The 17278-nt window shown below is 37.8% G+C and carries 19 protein-coding genes; 6 read left to right on the top strand and 13 right to left on the bottom strand.

The genetic code is table 11. The features are described 5' to 3' along the window. A complete protein-coding gene (locus ACNF4Z_RS02670; RefSeq protein WP_458327701.1) occupies nt 1-666 on the top strand; it encodes a hypothetical protein in 666 nt (221 codons plus the stop codon). Here ACNF4Z_RS02670 and ACNF4Z_RS02665 read toward each other — a convergent pair. Both ACNF4Z_RS02665 and gcvH read right to left on the bottom strand, forming a co-directional pair. Continuing rightward, nucleotides 641-1219, bottom strand: a complete 579-nt coding sequence (locus ACNF4Z_RS02665) for an SAM-dependent methyltransferase (RefSeq protein WP_458327700.1) — start codon at nt 1217-1219, stop codon at nt 641-643. The genes ACNF4Z_RS02670 and ACNF4Z_RS02665 overlap by 26 nt on opposite strands. Then, nucleotides 1216-1590: a glycine cleavage system protein GcvH gene (gene gcvH / locus ACNF4Z_RS02660; protein WP_458327699.1), complete on the bottom strand. Its 375-nt coding sequence runs from the start codon at nt 1588-1590 to the stop codon at nt 1216-1218. Before gcvH ends, ACNF4Z_RS02665 begins: the two co-directional genes overlap by 4 nt. Before the next feature lie 42 nt (nt 1591-1632). Here gcvH and thpR point away from each other — a divergent pair, with 42 nt between their 5' ends. After that, nucleotides 1633-2142, top strand: coding sequence for an RNA 2',3'-cyclic phosphodiesterase (gene thpR / locus ACNF4Z_RS02655; RefSeq protein WP_458327698.1), 510 nt, complete (start codon nt 1633-1635; stop codon nt 2140-2142). Here the strand turns inward: thpR and ACNF4Z_RS02650 are convergent. After that, nucleotides 2130-2441, bottom strand: a complete 312-nt coding sequence (locus ACNF4Z_RS02650; protein WP_458327697.1) for a hypothetical protein — start codon at nt 2439-2441, stop codon at nt 2130-2132. The two genes, thpR and ACNF4Z_RS02650, sit on opposite strands and share 13 nt — an antisense overlap. 167 nt (nt 2442-2608) lie before the next feature. On the opposite strand from ACNF4Z_RS02650, the gene ACNF4Z_RS02645 reads away from it, so the two are divergent. Next, complete coding sequence (locus ACNF4Z_RS02645) at nt 2609-3286, top strand: type I 3-dehydroquinate dehydratase (RefSeq protein ID WP_458327696.1); 678 nt, start codon at nt 2609-2611, stop codon at nt 3284-3286. Here the strand turns inward: ACNF4Z_RS02645 and ACNF4Z_RS02640 are convergent. The 8 genes from ACNF4Z_RS02640 to ACNF4Z_RS02605 form a co-directional block, all read right to left on the bottom strand. Beyond that, nucleotides 3283-3921, bottom strand: a complete 639-nt coding sequence (locus ACNF4Z_RS02640; RefSeq protein ID WP_458327695.1) for a MarC family protein — start codon at nt 3919-3921, stop codon at nt 3283-3285. The two genes, ACNF4Z_RS02645 and ACNF4Z_RS02640, sit on opposite strands and share 4 nt — an antisense overlap. 246 nt (nt 3922-4167) lie before the next feature. After that, nucleotides 4168-5277 carry an electron transfer flavoprotein subunit alpha/FixB family protein gene (locus ACNF4Z_RS02635; RefSeq protein WP_458327694.1) on the bottom strand — a complete coding sequence of 370 codons (1110 nt, stop codon included), beginning with the start codon at nt 5275-5277 and terminating at the stop codon, nt 4168-4170. Between the two features lie 9 nt (nt 5278-5286). Further along, nucleotides 5287-6075 (bottom strand): electron transfer flavoprotein subunit beta/FixA family protein, encoded by a 789-nt coding sequence (locus ACNF4Z_RS02630; RefSeq protein ID WP_458327693.1) that lies wholly within the window; start codon nt 6073-6075, stop codon nt 5287-5289. A gap of 4 nt (nt 6076-6079) precedes the next feature. Beyond that, on the bottom strand, nt 6080-6355 hold the full coding sequence (locus ACNF4Z_RS02625) for a ferredoxin family protein (RefSeq protein ID WP_458327692.1): 276 nt from the start codon (nt 6353-6355) through the stop codon (nt 6080-6082). Nucleotides 6356-6357: 2 nt separating this feature from the next. After that, a complete protein-coding gene (locus tag ACNF4Z_RS02620) occupies nt 6358-7647 on the bottom strand; it encodes an FAD-dependent oxidoreductase (protein ID WP_458327691.1) in 1290 nt (429 codons plus the stop codon). 179 nt (nt 7648-7826) lie between these two features. Beyond that, nucleotides 7827-10421, bottom strand: coding sequence for an alanine--tRNA ligase (gene alaS, locus ACNF4Z_RS02615; protein ID WP_458327690.1), 2595 nt, complete (start codon nt 10419-10421; stop codon nt 7827-7829). Nucleotides 10422-10458: 37 nt separating this feature from the next. Next, a complete protein-coding gene (locus ACNF4Z_RS02610) occupies nt 10459-11127 on the bottom strand; it encodes a fibrillarin-like rRNA/tRNA 2'-O-methyltransferase (protein WP_458327689.1) in 669 nt (222 codons plus the stop codon). Then, nucleotides 11120-11398, bottom strand: a complete 279-nt coding sequence (locus tag ACNF4Z_RS02605) for a hypothetical protein (protein WP_458327688.1) — start codon at nt 11396-11398, stop codon at nt 11120-11122. Before ACNF4Z_RS02605 ends, ACNF4Z_RS02610 begins: the two co-directional genes overlap by 8 nt. 131 nt (nt 11399-11529) lie before the next feature. On the opposite strand from ACNF4Z_RS02605, the gene ACNF4Z_RS02600 reads away from it, so the two are divergent. From ACNF4Z_RS02600 to ACNF4Z_RS02590, 3 genes are all read left to right on the top strand, one after another. Continuing rightward, entirely contained in the window at nt 11530-12006 is a 477-nt protein-coding gene (locus tag ACNF4Z_RS02600; RefSeq protein ID WP_458327687.1) for a peroxiredoxin, read from the top strand. A gap of 126 nt (nt 12007-12132) precedes the next feature. Then, the gene (gene thsB / locus ACNF4Z_RS02595; RefSeq protein ID WP_458327686.1) at nt 12133-13758 is read left to right on the top strand and encodes a thermosome subunit beta; all 1626 of its coding nucleotides are present in this window, start codon (nt 12133-12135) and stop codon (nt 13756-13758) included. A gap of 38 nt (nt 13759-13796) precedes the next feature. Then, entirely contained in the window at nt 13797-15308 is a 1512-nt protein-coding gene (locus ACNF4Z_RS02590) for an oligosaccharide flippase family protein (RefSeq protein WP_458327685.1), read from the top strand. Here the strand turns inward: ACNF4Z_RS02590 and ACNF4Z_RS02585 are convergent. Further along, nucleotides 15285-16052 carry a zinc ribbon domain-containing protein gene (locus ACNF4Z_RS02585; RefSeq protein WP_458327684.1) on the bottom strand — a complete coding sequence of 256 codons (768 nt, stop codon included), beginning with the start codon at nt 16050-16052 and terminating at the stop codon, nt 15285-15287. The two genes, ACNF4Z_RS02590 and ACNF4Z_RS02585, sit on opposite strands and share 24 nt — an antisense overlap. Before the next feature lie 17 nt (nt 16053-16069). Continuing rightward, nucleotides 16070-17263 (bottom strand): acyl-CoA dehydrogenase family protein, encoded by a 1194-nt coding sequence (locus ACNF4Z_RS02580; protein WP_458327683.1) that lies wholly within the window; start codon nt 17261-17263, stop codon nt 16070-16072. Nucleotides 17264-17278: the final 15 nt, after the last annotated feature.

Below are 17278 nucleotides of genomic sequence, written 5' to 3'. Positions count from 1 at the left end.
TTGGAAATTAAAAGGATGAGGACAGCCTCAGGATCAGATCTTTTAATATGTTTTGGCATAAAGGGTCTGGTTTCAGAGGGAGAGGCCATTAAAAATTTTCTACATGAAGAGCTTCCAGATAGAATCATAATGGACATATCGCCAGAGGAGGTGGAAGGGCTTACAAAATTTCTGGACGATCCATTTGAGGTACCCCTTGGTGATTACGACGTTATATACGGAACCATACTTGCAAGGTTTGGAGAAGTTGAGACACCCCCTCCAATATATGTTCAGCCCGTAATATATGGAAAAAAAAGGGAAGTTGAAATGGTTGGAATAGATATGGATGAGGACACGTTTTCAGAGAAGTATGATGAAGAATTCAAATTCAGGCATTTTATCAAATTTATAACGGTGAGGAGAAGGCTCATGCACCATTCTTTTGACCTGAGCTCACCTGAGGCATTTGTTGTGGAGTGGAGAAAAGAGGTGAACAGAAATTCCGCTTTAAGAAATATGGATATAGCAAGAGAGGAAGAGATAGGAAGGAGACTCAGGGATATTATTGAAAACAGGGAGGAAAAGGCAAGAAAGATGGTTGCCATAGTGGCATATGAGTTCAGGGACAGGGTACTTGAAATAATTGGGAAGAATGAAACTACCAATGAAAACCTTTCATTATGATATATATCTCCCTGCTCTCTTTTCTTGAAGCTGAGGGTTTGGTTACCTTTACCACATGAAAATACATTTGTGCCTTTTTAATGAATTCTTCTGTGTAAGTTCCCTGAAACTGTTTTAAAAGCATCGCACCACCATTTGATAGAGTTTTCACACCCTCTGAAAGAACTGCATTACAAATTTCCAGTGAAGCACCATGATCCAAATCACTCTTTCCAGTTGTATGTGTCATGGCATCTGAAACTATGATATCAAATGGCATCCCCTCTGAAAACTCCCTTATTTTTTCCCAGGTTTCATTTCTTCTTATATCACCTTTAATTGTATCAGGAAAACCTCTGGAAGTTTTCCCCTGTATATCAACGCAGAGCAGGTAGGAAGGCTCAGTCTGAATGATAACATCGGTCCATCCACCTGGTGATGCACCTATTTCCAGAACTCTCATACCCCTTCCCAGTATGGAAAACTTCTGGTCAATCTCAATCAGTTTGAAGGAAGCCCTGCTTCTGAAACCCTCCTTTTTGGCCAGTCTGTAATAATTATCCTTTCTGTTCATTCCCCTGTGAATTTCCTGTATTCTTCAGCGCCAATGCTCTCTTTTATCTCTCCAGACTTCCTTATTTTTACAATCCAAGTACCATAAGGATCTTCATTAATAGCTTCAGGTTTCTGCTCAAGAACCCTATTTACCTCAACAACATCACCATCAACGGGAGATATGATATCTTCTGCAGATTTTACAGATTCAATGGTGAGAAGGGGTTTTCCAGACTGGGCTTTTTTACCCACTTTTGGAAGGTCTACAAAAACAATATCTGTTATCTGTTTCTGGGCAAAATCTGTGATCCCAATGATCACATTTTCCCCCTCTTCTTTTATCCATTCATGTGTTTTTGTATATCTGAGATTATCAGGAACCAGAGACATGATCAGGTAAGTATAATATAGTATAAATAGGATGCATCCGGAATGAGGGCTTTCATAGGAATACCTGTTGAGGGTATCTTTCTTACAAATTTTCAGGAGATGATGATTCAAAAATACAATTCCTTCAGGCCTGACAGAGCTGGGTTTCATATAACAATTGAATTTTTTTCAGACATAGAGGATAGGGTTTTAAAACAGATATATAAGAAATGTAACAATGTTAATATGAAATCAGGGACTTATAAGATATTTGGGCCTGAAGGGCTTCCAAACTCAAAATATGCAAGGGTTGCCTGCTTTCTGGCTGAAGGGAAAGATCTATTTGAAATTTACAGGCAGGTCAGAGAAAACACTCCTGAAAATCTGAGGGAAAATAGAAACTTCAGGCCACACATCACCCTGGGAAGGTTCAAAAGGCAGGAAAATTTGGAAAAATTTAAGGAAAGACTGGAGGAAACTGAGATGAAATTCACCAGTCTGGTATTTTACGAGAGTGTGTTAAATAGTTCTGGAGCTCTGCACAATGAGATTTACAGAATTCAGCTTATGTAGGTTAGATTTTCCTTTTTATCCTCTTTTTTCTCCTTTGTTTCTATTTCTTCCGGTTTAAACTCTATTGCAATAAGATTTCCAACGGGAATAAGCCTCATCATTCCATCTTCCATTTTGAAAACCACTGCACCGTCTTCTCCCATGAGAGTATAACCGATGTACTCACCCTCTGTTATCATGGGTTGATCTGTACCGCTGTTTGATATAACCTTGTATTTTCCACCTTTTTTAATTTCCAACATATCCATACCTATCATCCTCTGTATCATAGAAGCAATGTTCTTCAAATCTGATGCCAATGCCCATTAATAACTTACTGTGAAATAATACTTTTCATTATAGTAGAACAAAATTTACATAATTAAATAAAAAACACAACCCAGAAAACAATACAAATATTTTCGTAACCAGTTTATTTTTCTGATAAAAATTTAGAGATTTTTATAATCAGAATTACTATCCATATATGGCTAAATTAAAAGCATCCTCCATTCTTGTCAGGGGAAAGGCACCAACAATTGCTGTTTCCACAAATCCAGAAACAATAAATGATCAGGATTTGGAAAAGTTAAGGGAAATTAATGGTCTTTACAACATAGTTATGGAGGGAAGATTCGATCTTATTTCTCAGGCTGGAAAGAGAAAGATGAACGATTATATGGATTATCTTAACTCATCCAAGATACCTATCATATTCACTTACAGGGGGAGAGGTAAGGAGGTGAGGGAATATTATGAAATTGCGGATGGATACAACAATTTCATTTTTGATATAGACATTGATGATCTGAAGGATATAAAAGTGGATTATGATCCACAAAGGACAATAATTTCCACACATGAAGCATCTCCGGAACTTGCAATGGTAAGGATGAGAGAGATAATAACATACAATTCAGGTGCCGGGAAGGTGGCATCATATTTCGATATAAACAGCCTTGCACAGGCAATCTGGGAGGCAACTTCCCTGAATATCAGCAAACCATTTTCCATCATTCCTCTAGGAGAATCATCAAGAAAGATGAGAATAGCAACCGCCATTCTGTGCTCTGATTTCACATACTGTTATCTTCACAATCCAACTTCAGAAGGTCAGTTCAGCCTTGATGAGATGATCTCCATATTCCTTTCCACATTTGGTTAAATACTCTGAACTATGGCAATTATGCCTGTGGATATAAGTTCAACACCAATGGACGCAAGGAGAAGTCCCATAATTCTTGAGATCACGGTTGTCCCCGTCCTTCCAAGTTTTTTTGAAAGTGCAAATGAATAGTGAAGAATAATGAATGATAGAAGGAGAACAAGCAATATGCCTGAATAGAAACCCATTTTCTCACTAATTCCTATTGCCCTTGTGTTCAAAATAATTGCAGTTGTTATTGAACCTGGACCTGCCAGAAGTGGAGTACCAATTGGAACAATTCCAATTGTTTCCCTTTCTGTGGATTCCATGCTCTCCTCTTTTGTCAGTTTGGTATTTGACGGCCTTCCCTGAAGCATATCGAATGCAACCTTGAACAGTAATATGCCACCTGCAACCTTAAAATCATTTATGTTTATGCCAAGTATCTGAAAAACATATATCCCAACAAAGACAAAACCAAAAAGCATGCCGGCCTCCATCATTATGGCCATTCTGATGGTTCTTTTTCTTTCAACGTCTGAATAATCCTGTGTAAGGGATACCAATGTTGGTATGGCACCTATTGGATTAATAATTGCAAACATGGCGGAGGCCACGTAGCTGAAATATTCCAGGGCTAATATAAGATTCAATCTGGTTGTTATTTCTCGTAATTATTTAATTTTTCCATTTATATTATTTTATGTGACACATTTTTAACTATTCACAGGACTTGCTTAGAGAACTATTAAAAAACTTATAAATAACAAAGGGACAGCAATGAAAAAAGCAGCGATGTGGAGTTCCTTTTCTTACTTAAAAGATAGATGCATTATAAAAAGAAAATAAAAATATGAGTGAAATTACGCCTCTATACTCATAACTGCAATTCATAATTTTCATTCTTCATTTTCCTTTTTCTTTTTCGACCTTACTTTTTTTTGTGTTCCCGCCTCTTTCACAATTTCCTCTTCCACCGTGGCACCCTTTCTTTTTCTTATTTCTTCAAGAAGTTTTGGTATTGCAGTGTAAAGATCCGCTGTTATAATATAATCAGAAATCTGGTTAATCTCCGCATCAGGATCACTGTTTATTGATATTATTATTCCACTTTTTTTCATTCCCATTGTATGCTGAGGACTACCTGAAATACCTGCTGCGATGTAGATATCAGGCCTTACTGTCTGCCCCGTCTGCCCTATCTGGTGATCCCTGGATATCCACCCAAGATCAACCACGGGCCTTGTGGCTCCAACCTGTCCATTCAATTCCTTTGCAAGTTCATCTATCAGCTTAAATCCAGAGGGTTTACCAAGTCCTAACCCTCCACTAACTATAACTTTTGCCGACGACAGATCCATTTCCTTTTTTGGCTTGAACTCTACAATTTCCTTGCCTAGAAATTCATCAGGAATCTTTACGTTTCTTATATCCTTCTGAAATTTCCTTTTTTCATCCCTCTCCGGGGGTATAAATGTTCCTGGTCTTGCAGTTGCCATTTGAGGTCTGTAATCTTTGCAAAGTATTTCCGCAAATGCGCTGTCTCCATAACTTGGTTTCCTTCCAACCATGATCCTTGTTTTTTTATCTATTTCAAATTCAGTGCAGTCAGCAGCAACTCCGGTTCTGCATCTAACTGCAACCCTGCTAGCCATATCCCTTCCATTTCTGGTGGCTGCAACAAGAACTATATTTGGTTTCATCTCCATTATTACATCAGAGAACATGGCAGCATATGGAAGCGTTCTGAACTCTTTTAAAGCCTTTGACTGAAGTCCTATAACAATATCGCAACCATAATAACCTGCCTCATCGGAAAGAGATGAAACATCATCAGACATCACTACACCAATCAGCTTTTCATTTACATCTCTTGCAAGTTTTGAACCTGCAGTTATCATTTCAAGTGCGGGCTTTGCAATCTTCCCATCCCTTGTCTCGAGAAAAATCATCACATTTTTGTACTCATCTGGTTTTTCTGCTACCTTTGCATTTAAAAGTCCTGACATCATTCCACCTCACAATTTCAGTACTCCACTGCTGATCATCTCATCAACAAGTTTTCCCAAATCGTCAATGCCGTATCTCTTTCCCTCCCTCTTTTTTTCCATTATGCCTTTCATGCCCTGTACCACTGTTGGAGAACCGCTTTTTCCAACCCATTCTGGTTTAAGGTCAAGATCCTTAAGTGTCCATGTTTCAACACCCTTCCTCTGAGCATCTATTTTTCTTCTGAGTGTGGCATTCCTTGGTATATTGGAATTAGTAAGAACTGTTATGAGGCATGGCGGTTTCATTTTAACCGTTTCAGTTCCATATTCAAGTTCCCTGTCTGCATAAACATATCCATTTTCAAACCAGGAATTTGAAGTATAGGATGCCTGTTCTATTCCAAGAAATTCAGCCACTCCTGGACCAACGTGTCCAGTTGAAGCGTCTGTACTCTCCTCACCGGCAAAAATGATATCGAATTTACCTATTTTATTAATTGCTGCTGCAAGTGTAAGGCCAGTGGGATAGGTATCCGCTCCTGCAAAGGCCCTGTCCGTAATTAGTATTCCACGATCCCCTCCTCTGGCCATTGCCTCAAGTATTGCAACATCTGCGAATGGTGGCCCCATTGAAATAACAGTTATCTTTGCATCATTTTTATCCTTGATTCTCAGGGCTGCTTCCAGGGCATTTTCATCAGATGGATTTATTACATTTCTTGCTGTGGCCCTCTTCAGAGTGAATGTAACAGGGTCTATCTCCACCTCATTGCTGTCCGGAACCTGTTTTATAAGGCAAATTATCTCCAGAGCCATTGTATCACCCGAATTTGTATTTTACCCCATGACCACCCTTTGTGTTTGTCCAGGTCACACTACCATGGGAACAGGCAAAATCGCATGTTCCGCATTCTACACAGTCCTCATATTGAAAATTCAGTTTTCCATCTATAAGTGTGTAACACTTTGCAGGACATGCAAATGTGCAGAAATGATCAGGGCAAGTCTCACATATCTCTGGATTTACAGATATGTGTGCATATTCCTTATCTATCTTATAGTTGAGTAGTGCCAGTCTTTCTTCTATTTTCATCATCTTTACAGCCTCCTCCCCATGCTGTATAATGTCATAATAAGATTCTTTCTCTTTTTCTTGTCAGATAGAAGATTATGAAGAACGATTTCACCAAGATGTTTTTTCGGCATTCCGTTCTCAGAAAAAACTTCACTCATTGTACTTTCCAGAAACTCCGGAAGAATGTTGTGAACTCCCTCGCTCCACGTGATTTTATCAGAACCTGCAAACCTCTCCATATCTTTCAGTACAAATGTCTCCTTCAACTTCTTTACATATAGACTGAATCTGTCTTTTGATTCAACTCCCTTTGTTTCCAAAACTGTCTCTCCAGCTTTTATTCCTGATTCAATTGCATAGTTCATACCCTGAAGAACAAGTCCGTTACTGAATGAAAAACCTGCTGCATCACCTGCTATCATGTAACCATCACCGTAAATATTTTCAGTGGAAACTCCTCCCTCGGGTACAAGATGAGCACTGTATTCAACAACCTTCCCACCATCCAGCAGAGGCGCAATGAAAGGATGCTCTTTAAACTGCTCTATTACATTAAATGAATATGTTGAATTGTTTTCCCTCAATGTCCCCATTGATATAACAGCCCCTATGGAAATGCTGTCCTTATTTGTGTAGAGGAAGCCTCCTGCTCGAACTCCACCTTCAAGAAAACCCAGCACATATTCTGATGCAAAACCTTTTGTTGAATCAGAGAGATTAAAGCGCTCATTAATTGAATTCTCAGATAACTTAATAACCTCTTTAACTCCTATTGCAGCATGAGAATCATCAAGTTTTTTCTTTATTCCTGAATTTATTGCAACTCTTGAATTCACACCCTCTGCAAGTATTACAGAGTCTGATGTTATGATCTCACCGTTCTGCTCAACACCTATGGCTTTTCCATCCTTGAATGCTATCTTATCAACGGTTACACCTGAAACAACCATTGCTCCGGACTCTTTGGCCTTTTTTGAAAGCCACTCATCGAATTTTGTCCTTAAAACTGTATATCCTGAGTAAACACCATTCCCATATTTTTTTGATCTGAAATCTATCCCAATCTTTGAATCCTTTGTCAGAAAAGCCACACCCTTGGCCTCAACATATCTTTCAAGAGGGGCATTTTTCTCATAATCCGGAATAACAGATGATAGGTTGTTCCCCCATAAAACTCCACCGGAAACATTTTTGCTTCCAGGAGGATCTGCCCTGTCAACAAGTAAGACATTTAATTTATTTGATGCCATCTTAATTGCAGCTGATGAACCTGCAGGACCTGCACCAACAACTATTGCATCAAATTCACTCATTGATTGGTGATTCCATATTGTATAATAATTGTTTTTGATTTTCAACTTGGTTCTTTTATCAGTTACAGATAAAATGAAAATTTAATTTATATAAAATTATCATTATAACTGTAAAAAATGGAAAAACAGATATTGTTATAATGTGGTTAATAAATGAAACAAAATATATTTTTTATAAATTATTTTGAAACCACAGTTACCTTTGATTTTTCATCCAGTTTTATTCCATATTGAGTTTCAATTCTTTTTTTGCTCTTTCCATTCCCGAGGATCACCGTCAATTCATTTCCCTTATGTACAACAGCATCCACTTTTTTCCTGAGACAAATGGATATGATATTCTTTAAAATTTCCTCATCCTCTTCATTCAGTTCAATGAATTTATCTGAATCCCCCTCTTTCAATAGATTTTCTATTTTTTCCTCCGCATTTTTCTGATACATTCTTTTCAACTTATCTCCAAATTCAAGCCATTCCTTAACTATATTCTCAAGTTTTTCAACTGTATTTTCCGGAGATTTAACAATTTCCTTAATTTTAATCAGAAAATCCTCCTGTTTTTCCACATGTTTAAGGGCTGCAGGACCTGCACAGAACGTAAACCTCACAACGCCTTCTTGTATGTTCTCAACAGATATTATCTTAAGAAAACCTATCTGTCCTGTTGCAGAAAGGTGGGTTCCACCGCAGCCCTCCACATCCACACCCTCAATTTCAACAACTCTCAAATAAGGTGATAATGGGACACCGCCCTGAAAAAGAATAAATCCATATTTTTCCACTGCTGCATTCCATGGCAATCTTTTTGCAGTAACAGTGTGGTTTTCTATTATTGTCTTAAGGCATTCATTCTCTATGTTTATCACATCCTCCCTTTCTATCTTTCTGTCAATGGTAACATCCAGCCTGCTGTAATCAACATTTTTCTGTGCACCGGCCTGCCATACCTGTTTACCGTACATTTTCCTTAAAGTGCCAAGAAGCAGATGAGTTGAGGTGTGATGTATCATAAGCTGTTTTCTTCTCTGACCATCAACATGTCCCTGTACTTTGGTATCCTGTTCCAACACACCATCTATCTTATGAATTATGGCATTCCCCTGCTTGAAAACCTCTGTTACCTGATATTTTTTAAATCCGACCTGAAGGTAACCAAAATCGTTAGGTTGTCCACCTCCAGTGGGATAAAATGCAGTCTGATTTAAAACAACATAATTATCCTTTGAGGCAAGAACTATTGCAGAGAATTCAAGAAGCCTTGGATCGTCATAATAGAGTGTTCTTGTTTCAAGATCACGGAATTCCGGAACATAAAATGACTCTTCATTTTCCTTTGCGTTTTTTGAGTGTCTGTTTACAATCTTCTCATGAAAATTCTCAGGAATTCTCACAGTGATCCCATTCTCTCTGGCAACCTTTACAGATATTTCAGGTACTATACCATATGAATCGTAGAGAATTTCAAGGTCTTTTTCATCAAGTCCATGTTTCTTCTTTAAAATCTTCAAAACCTCTGACCTTCCATTTTCCTCTGAAATTTTGTACCTTTCAAATTCCCTGTTAATTGTTTTTTCAAAGAATTCAGCATCATATCCGGGGCTTATTTCTTTCAGACTTTCTGAATGCATTTTTATTGCTTCCAGAAGATCCTGTACATTTAGTCCCAGGTTTTTCATTGCTCTGAAAGTTCTTCTGAGAAGCAGTCTAACCAGATATCCAAGCTTGGCATTTGAAGGAATCACATATTCCCTAAGTATTCTGAATATTGTCCTTGTGTGATCTGCCAGTATATATGCATCCCTTATGAAGTTCAGTTGTTCCTTTCCTGTTATTTTTCCTCCTTTTATCAGATCAGCAACTATGCTTTCTGGATACTCTCCATCAGTTGAATAATGCTCAGTAATTTCCTTCATGAACTCCCTGTTTTTAATATGGAGATTTGCTTTTTCAAGAATCCAATCTACAACTTCAGGGAATATTGCATCATACACTGTAGGGGAGCCAAGTGTGACCCAGGAAAGTCTTTCAAGGCCATATCCTGTATCCACAATTCTATTACGCATGTGTGTGTATCTGGTTCCATCAAGCAAAATTTCTCCCTCTGGGTCTTCAACTAGGTCCATAAACACAAGGGTGGCAACCTCAAGCCCCCTCACAAAAACCTCCAGAGCATTGCCTGCATTTCCGCCTCCGAACCATGGGTTTTCCTTAAATGTTATCTCCTTACCATATATTCCCATTCCATCTGTTAGAAGCCTGTAGCATCTTTCTACTGTCCCGTCTATCCAGTATACCTCATTTTCATCTGAATTGAATGAATCATGGCATAACATCTCAAAAGATGTCAGGTGTCTTCCCGTAACACCAACTGAATCGATGTCATTGAGTCTTATTGAGGGTTGAGACATTACAAGGGGATTTGCAGGTGGTGGAACCAATCCTGAAGTAACGTGTGGCTGAAAAACATAAATTGATGCGTTTACCAGAAATACATCCTCCCTCCATCTGGGAATAACCGGATATGGTTTCAGAAATCCATGATCCACCGAAAAGAAATCTATGAAAAGTCTTCTTGCCTCATCGAGGCGAAGCTGTTTTTTTCCTGCAGGATTTCCTATGAAAGTGTAGGAATCACATGGAGGATCCCCGCATGTCCTCCTTTCACTGTCAGATGTCCAGAAATACTTACCACAACTGGTGCATTTTTTTCTCTTAAATCCAATGAGTTCAAAGGTTTTTATATTGAAAACATTATCATTTTCCTGACTTTCCATGTTTCACGCATTTAAATTTAAAATATACATTTTCCCATCATTTTGTATTCTTCAAAACTATTATGAAGTGACCTCTGTGATATTTTGAGATATTCACTTCTTTAATGATTCTTAATTTTTCTTTTCTCAGAATTTCAACCTGCTTGTTTTTAACCACATCAGGAGGTTTCGTAGAATCTATTGAAATTGCCTTAATAACAAGGAAAGCATAAGCCCAGTTATTAAAATATTTCAAATTCTCTAAAAATATTGATGTCTGATCCCTTTGCGATATATCCTGGTAAATAACCTCTGGGGATTTTTCAATAAAGAAACCATATTTTTCAGGGAATCTTGCATCAGAAAGAATTGGAAACAGGTTCTTCTTTTTTTCAGATATATTTAATAGTGATAGAAACGGCTCTGGAAAGTATTCCACTGCAAAAACAGATCCATCCGGGCATATATCTGATATGTGGGAGACGGTGTTGCCCGATGATGCTCCAAGATATAAAACATCCGTATCCTCAGAAAATGGAAATGGGTAATCACCCAGGTTCATATAGGCTGATAATTTACTATGCCTGCTGTCCCACTCCCTGTACTTTTTACCCTTTATTTTAACAATTTTTTCTGAAAACAGAGGGGAGTTAACATCAGTCTCAGAATAATATTCCCCTCTTATTTTTGTTATCCTTTTATTTACCTTTGTATACTGATCAGGCACCTAACTCCTCCTTTAGTATTTCCATTTCCTTAGAATTTCCTGTAACGAAGAATATGGTGGAATCACCAACCTCAATCCGGTATTTTATCTCCGTTTCAATTTCTTTTCCCATCAAATCAAGATAGAGTGTTTTCTGACCCATTAGTTTCTCCCAGACACCTGGTGCGGGCTTCATCCTCACTCCTAAATAAATTGGTTCATCACTGGATAAAAAAACCTGGGCTGTTTCTTTCTCTTTCTCTTCTCTTGATGATTTAACAAAAATTTTCATTCATTGGTTAATCCATTGAAAATAATAAATGTGATCCACTATTTTTTTCATTTAAAAGAAGACTAATATTTTTGACCATATATTAATGTAAATATCTCATATTTATTACTTTAGATATCATATACGTAAACATGACACTAAAAGTCGGTGATAAATTGCCTAATTTTTCAGGCAGGGATGAGAATGGAAACCCAATAAACATATCTGATTACATTGGAAAATATAACATTGTGATTTACTCATATCCAAAGGACAACTCCCTTGGTTGTACAAAAGAAGCCTGTATTTTCAGGGATGAAATAGATAGTTTCAAAAATCTGAACGCAGTTGTTATAGGGTTAAACAAGGCCGATTCTGATGAACATAAAAAATTCATAGAGAAAAACAGATTACCATTTCATATAATTGCAGATAAAGATAGAAGCATACATAAATTGCTGGATATAAAGGCAGGTCTTATACCGGAGAGAGTCACATACGTGGTTGACAAGAAAGGAGTAATAAGAACTGTATTTAACTCACAGACAAAATATGATGAACACCCAAAAATTGCAAAAAAGGCTCTTGAGGAAATAGAAAAAGAAGAGAGAGAATCTGAAAGTTCCTGATTTAACCATTATTATATAATAAAAACTCATCATCGTAAACATCATCTTCAGCACTTTTTCCATCTCCATTAATGTATGAGTTTTAGTAATATTTATATAGAAGTTTATTTTTACTAATCGATAATCATGATGGGAGGACAACCTATATTCATATTAAAGGAAGGAAGCAAAAGAGAAACCGGAAAGGATGCAATGAAATCGAACATTGAGGCTGCAAAGGCTATTTCAACTGCAGTCAGGACAAGTCTTGGCCCAAGGGGAATGGATAAGATGCTTGTGGATTCCCTTGGGGACATAGTCATAACAAATGACGGTGTTACCATTCTCAAAGAGATGGATGTAGAGCATCCTGCTGCTAAAATGATGGTTGAGGTTTCAAAGACACAGGACACCATGGTTGGAGATGGAACAACAACAGCTGTGGTCCTTGCCGGCGCTCTTCTACAGGAAGCTGAGGCATTGATAAATCAGAATGTTCATCCCACTGTTATATCTGAGGGCTTCAGAATGGCAGCACAGAAGGCAAAGGAGATATTGGAGAGTGTTGCAACAAAGGTCTCAATAAAAGACAAGGATGTTATACTCAGAATGGCCGAGACCTCACTGGGAAGCAAATCTGCTTCAGGTAGCAAGAAATTACTTTCAGAAATATCCTACGATGCAATAAAGGCTGTAATGGAAGAGAGGGAAGGAAACGTCCATGTGGATTTTGACAACATTCAGATAGTAAAGAAGCAGGGTGGAGATATAGATGAAACACAGCTCATAATGGGAATAATTGTGGATAAGGAGAAGGTTCACCCTGGAATGCCTGACGTTGTTAAAAATGCAAAGATTGCTCTTCTTAATGCAGCACTTGAAATTAAAAAGCCAGAATTTGACACAAACATCAGGATAGACGATCCTACAATGATACAGAAATTCCTTTCAGAGGAAGAGGAACTTCTAAAAGAGATGGTTTCAAAGGTGAAGGCAACAGGTGCCAATGTTCTGATCACACAGAAGGGCATTGATGATCTTGCACAGCACTATCTCTCAAAGGAAGGTATCTACGCAGTCAGAAGAGTTAAAAAAAGCGATATTGAGAAACTCTCAAAAGCCACAGGTGCAACAATTGCATCATCAATAGATGAACTATCAGAGAGTGACCTTGGACATGCAGATAAGGTTGAGCAGATAAAAATTGGAGAGGATTACCTCACATTTGTAACAGGCTGCAAGAATCCGAAGGCTGTTAGCATACTTGTTAGGGGAGGAACTGAGCACGTTGTTGATGAGATAGAGAGATCAATTGTGGACTCCCTCCATGTGGTTGCCGCTGCTGTGGAGGACGGAAAGTATGTTGCTGGTGGTGGAGCATCAGCAATTGAGCTTGCGGTAAAACTAAGAGAATATGCAAACAAGGTTGGAGGAAGGCAGCAGCTTGCAATTGAAAAATTCGCAAACGGTCTTGAGGAGCTGCCAAGAGCACTTGCAGAAAACGCAGGAATAAACGCTATTGACGTTATAATAAACCTTAGAACTGAGCATGCAAAAGGAAACAAGAATGCAGGACTAAACCTATTCTCCAGTGAAATTGATGACATGGTTAAGCTTGGTGTCATTGAACCCATAAGGGTTGGAAAGCAGGCAATTGACTCAGCTGTTGAGGCAGCTGTGATGATACTGAGAATCGACGATGTAATTGCAACAAAGGGTTCAAAGTCATCATCACCTCCATCTTCAAACCCAGCAGGCGGAGAATCAGACTGAACTTAAACCATTAAATACCATATTTTATTTAGCAAGAAGTGTTTTCAAAGCGTTCACCCATAATTCTATTGCAGACAATTATATCTTCAATCCTTGGGTACGCTTCATTGTTTTTTATTAACAGATTTATTGGTCCCGTATATTGGGGTTATCTCAGTTATTCAATAGCATTCGCTGGAATTTTTTCAATATTTCTTGATTTTGGAATAAACACAACAAATCTGAAGTTTATCTCTTCAGACAAAAATGATGAAGAAAAGGTAAAGGAGGACATGAGCACATTTGCCTTCATAAAGGTCATAATGGTCATTCTGTTCTCCTTTGCTGTCATATCATCCCTTCTCATTTGGGTTTACATACTTCACAGGGGGTTTGAAAACCCAATTGAATTCTGGGCAGCAATAGCAATAATCCCATATTATGTGTTCAACTCATTGCTGATGGTATTTAATTCTTACAATCAGGCATATCTTAAAAATAACAGGATTGCAATACCACAGCTTATAGAATCTGTTCTTAGAAATGGATCTCTGATAATGATTGGTGTTTTTTACATATTTCATATTATTAAACCAATTGGCCTCCTTGTTGTTATTCTATTCAGCCTCATTTATGACATCAGTTATTTAATATATTTTCTTATACTCTATTTCATTGGAAGACCCTGGGGTCTCAGGCGTCCAAAGAGGTCCTCAATATCCAGATTTATCAAATTTTCTGCTCCCCTTGCCTTGTCTACCACCGTTGGAATTATAAATCTCAATCTTGACAAGATACTTGTTCAGTTCTTTTACGGAATAATAGCCGTTGGTGCGCTGAGCACAGATCAGAAAATAGTTGGTATAATAGGATCAATTTCGGCCTCCGCATCACTTTTCGTACTTCCATTGCTCTCATCATTTGGAAAAAAATCCAGATTTGCGTTCAATGAAGACGTTATTGAGTATGAGAGGGTTCTCTCCTTCATCTCAATGCCATTTGTATTATGCTTCATCTTTTTTTCCCCTTACATTCTCAATATATTCAACAGCATTTACAAACCATACTTCCTTTCATTTTCAATACTTGCAGTGGGAAACTACCTTTATGTTATAGGTATAACGTATCAATCAGCAATTATAAGCAAGGAAGGGCAAAGGAAGCTGGCAAGAATATCCATAATCTCAATAATTGTGAATATAATACTAAATATTCTCATAATCCCTGAAAGAATAGGTTCGGTTAAGCTTCTGGGACTAGGCGTTACCGGTGCATGTATTTCATTCACTCTTGGAATGTTGCTTTCATATTTACTGATGAGGGAAGCATATGTTAAACTGAATGGCCATGGAACATTTCCAAGGATATGGAGACACTTAATAATGGCCATACCAATGATGATTTTCCTCTATTTTTACAGTGTTATGATAGTGCCATATGAATTTATATTTCTCTCCTTGGGAATTTTTTTAGGTTTTCTCATATATTTCCTCTTTGCATACCTTTCCAAGGAAATAACAAAGGAACAGATAATAAACATATTCAGATCACTGAAAGACATCAGAATGTGATGGTATATCTCTCATTTTCAAAATTATAATGAGTGAAGATATACAAAGTAAAAAAAGACCTGAAATAGAGAGGTAAAACTCATAGTGGTACGCGGTTGCATCCAGGTTTCCGATACCAGTGATACTCAATCCCGATGTTTTTTCGCTGTTTATTAAATTCAACACTGCTCTTGTGGTTGCAGATTGAGTTATAAGCTGAAAATTTTGGCTTATAAATCCACCAATCACGAAGAGGATAAAAAAAAGACGCCCACCACTGACATTCACGATTTTGAACACTTTTCTGACGCCATAGGACAAAAAAATAATTAAAAAGTAGAATATAAACAGAACTGGGTAGTAAAAAATCAAAACATCCAAAGACTGAAATTCCTTAATAGTGAGAAGTAAGGAAAATGCATTTAATATAATCAAAATCACAAGTAAAATTTTGGATGAAAGTAGTTCTGAAGAAAAATTTTTTTCATCCTCTTTATAGAATCTCAATAATACATATATTGAATAAAGAAATATGACATTTCCAAAAAGGAATATTATCAATCCTGTGAAACCAATTTTGTAACCATTGAAGATTACATATGAGTCAAAAAAAATAAAAATAAGGAATGAGATAAGAGAGATGAAACCGTACGATCTTATTGCTGAGATATCATAGACCTTGTTGAGATATCTAAGATCGTGCTGACATATGGGACAGTGGTCAGCCCCATCCCTGAGGGTGGTTCCACAATAGGGACAAATCATAAATTAATATTTGTTGATTAAATAAAATCTTTTCCTATTGTTTCTCTTGCTATTATCACCTTCATTATTTCTCTTGAACCCTCAGCAAGTTGAAATGACCTTACACCCCGCAGAGCCCACTCTTCCGGGCAATCCTTTGAATATCCGAATGCTCCCTGCCACTGAAGAGCGTCATTTATGGCATCAAATGCCCAGGTTGTGGAGAGAAGCTTTGCCTTTGCAATCTCCTTACTCACCTGAAATCTCGTGTATTTATGGAAAGCCTGTTCCTGCCAGTAGACCCATAGTGCCTTGTATCCAAGATCAAGGGCAGTTTCCATCCTTGCAACATTCTCTGCAACCTGAAATTGCAGACCTTCAAAGCGGCTAAGTTCCTTCCCAAAGGCCTTTCTGTTCTTTATGTATTCAACACCTCTTTTTATTGATTCAAGCGCGGCCCCGGCACTTATTACTGCAATCAGGCCTCTCGCAAATTCAAATCCCTCATGAATTATTTTAAAGCCTTCATTCTCTTTTCCAATTATGTATTCATCCGGGATCTCTGCACCGTTGATTTTGAATGCCCCCCAGCTTGAACCCTCTCTTCCCATCTCTTCGAGGTATGTCACATCAAGATAATCATCTGAGTAAGGTAGGAAAACCAGTGAAGTGCCTTTTGTCCCTTCCTTGTTCCTATCTGTTTTGGCAACGGTGACAAACCCACCTCCAGTCTCTTTTACATCCCTCACCAGACTAATATAACTCTTCTCTCCAAAGATTTTGAGTTTTTTTCCATTTCTTTCAGCATATGTTTTCATTGATGCAACATCCGACCCAAAATCTGGCTCAGTGGATGCAATACCTATTATCTTTTTTCCTTTGGAAGCATCATGAAGCACGTCTTCTTTCAATTTTTCGCTTCCATATTTGGATATGAGGTAAGACCATGCGTTGTGAACAAGGAAAAGAACAGGTATTGACATGGTTGGATCTGCTCTTGCAATTTCTTCGGCTACTATTCCAACGGTAACAGGATCATGCCCTGGACCTCCGTACTTCTCAGCTATTGTCATTCCCATTAGTCCCATTTCACCAAGGCCCTTAACAACCTCATCAGGGATTCTTTTATCTCTCATCATTTTGCCTATATTTGGGGAAATTATCCTGTTACAAAACTCCCTGACGGTTCTCCTTAGAAGTTCCTGTTCATCATCAAATTTAAAATCAAGCATCAATATCAGAACTCA

It is taken from the genome of Caldiplasma sukawensis (assembly GCF_052315375.1).
Classification (GTDB): domain Archaea; phylum Thermoplasmatota; class Thermoplasmata; order Thermoplasmatales; family Thermoplasmataceae; genus Cuniculiplasma.
The sequence above is the reverse complement of the archived record's forward strand: the minus strand, read 5'-3'. Positions and strand labels throughout refer to the sequence as shown.

What these genes read in the sequence shown, in the direction of transcription:
- ACNF4Z_RS02635 (WP_458327694.1), bottom strand. Translation starts at nt 5,277, where the DNA reads ATGTCAGGACTTTTAAATGCAAAGGTAGCAGAAAAACCAGATGAGTAC.
- ACNF4Z_RS02605 (WP_458327688.1), bottom strand. Translation starts at nt 11,398, where the DNA reads ATGAAAATTTTTGTTAAATCATCAAGAGAAGAGAAAGAGAAAGAAACA.
- ACNF4Z_RS02620 (WP_458327691.1), bottom strand. Translation starts at nt 7,647, where the DNA reads ATGAGTGAATTTGATGCAATAGTTGTTGGTGCAGGTCCTGCAGGTTCA.
- gcvH (WP_458327699.1), bottom strand. Translation starts at nt 1,590, where the DNA reads ATGTCTCTGGTTCCTGATAATCTCAGATATACAAAAACACATGAATGG.
- ACNF4Z_RS02665 (WP_458327700.1), bottom strand. Translation starts at nt 1,219, where the DNA reads ATGAACAGAAAGGATAATTATTACAGACTGGCCAAAAAGGAGGGTTTC.
- thsB (WP_458327686.1), top strand. Translation starts at nt 12,133, where the DNA reads ATGATGGGAGGACAACCTATATTCATATTAAAGGAAGGAAGCAAAAGA.
- ACNF4Z_RS02585 (WP_458327684.1), bottom strand. Translation starts at nt 16,052, where the DNA reads ATGATTTGTCCCTATTGTGGAACCACCCTCAGGGATGGGGCTGACCAC.
- ACNF4Z_RS02625 (WP_458327692.1), bottom strand. Translation starts at nt 6,355, where the DNA reads ATGATGAAAATAGAAGAAAGACTGGCACTACTCAACTATAAGATAGAT.
- thpR (WP_458327698.1), top strand. Translation starts at nt 1,633, where the DNA reads ATGAGGGCTTTCATAGGAATACCTGTTGAGGGTATCTTTCTTACAAAT.
- ACNF4Z_RS02600 (WP_458327687.1), top strand. Translation starts at nt 11,530, where the DNA reads ATGACACTAAAAGTCGGTGATAAATTGCCTAATTTTTCAGGCAGGGAT.
- alaS (WP_458327690.1), bottom strand. Translation starts at nt 10,421, where the DNA reads ATGGAAAGTCAGGAAAATGATAATGTTTTCAATATAAAAACCTTTGAA.
- ACNF4Z_RS02630 (WP_458327693.1), bottom strand. Translation starts at nt 6,075, where the DNA reads ATGGCTCTGGAGATAATTTGCCTTATAAAACAGGTTCCGGACAGCAAT.
- ACNF4Z_RS02580 (WP_458327683.1), bottom strand. Translation starts at nt 17,263, where the DNA reads ATGCTTGATTTTAAATTTGATGATGAACAGGAACTTCTAAGGAGAACC.
- ACNF4Z_RS02645 (WP_458327696.1), top strand. Translation starts at nt 2,609, where the DNA reads ATGGCTAAATTAAAAGCATCCTCCATTCTTGTCAGGGGAAAGGCACCA.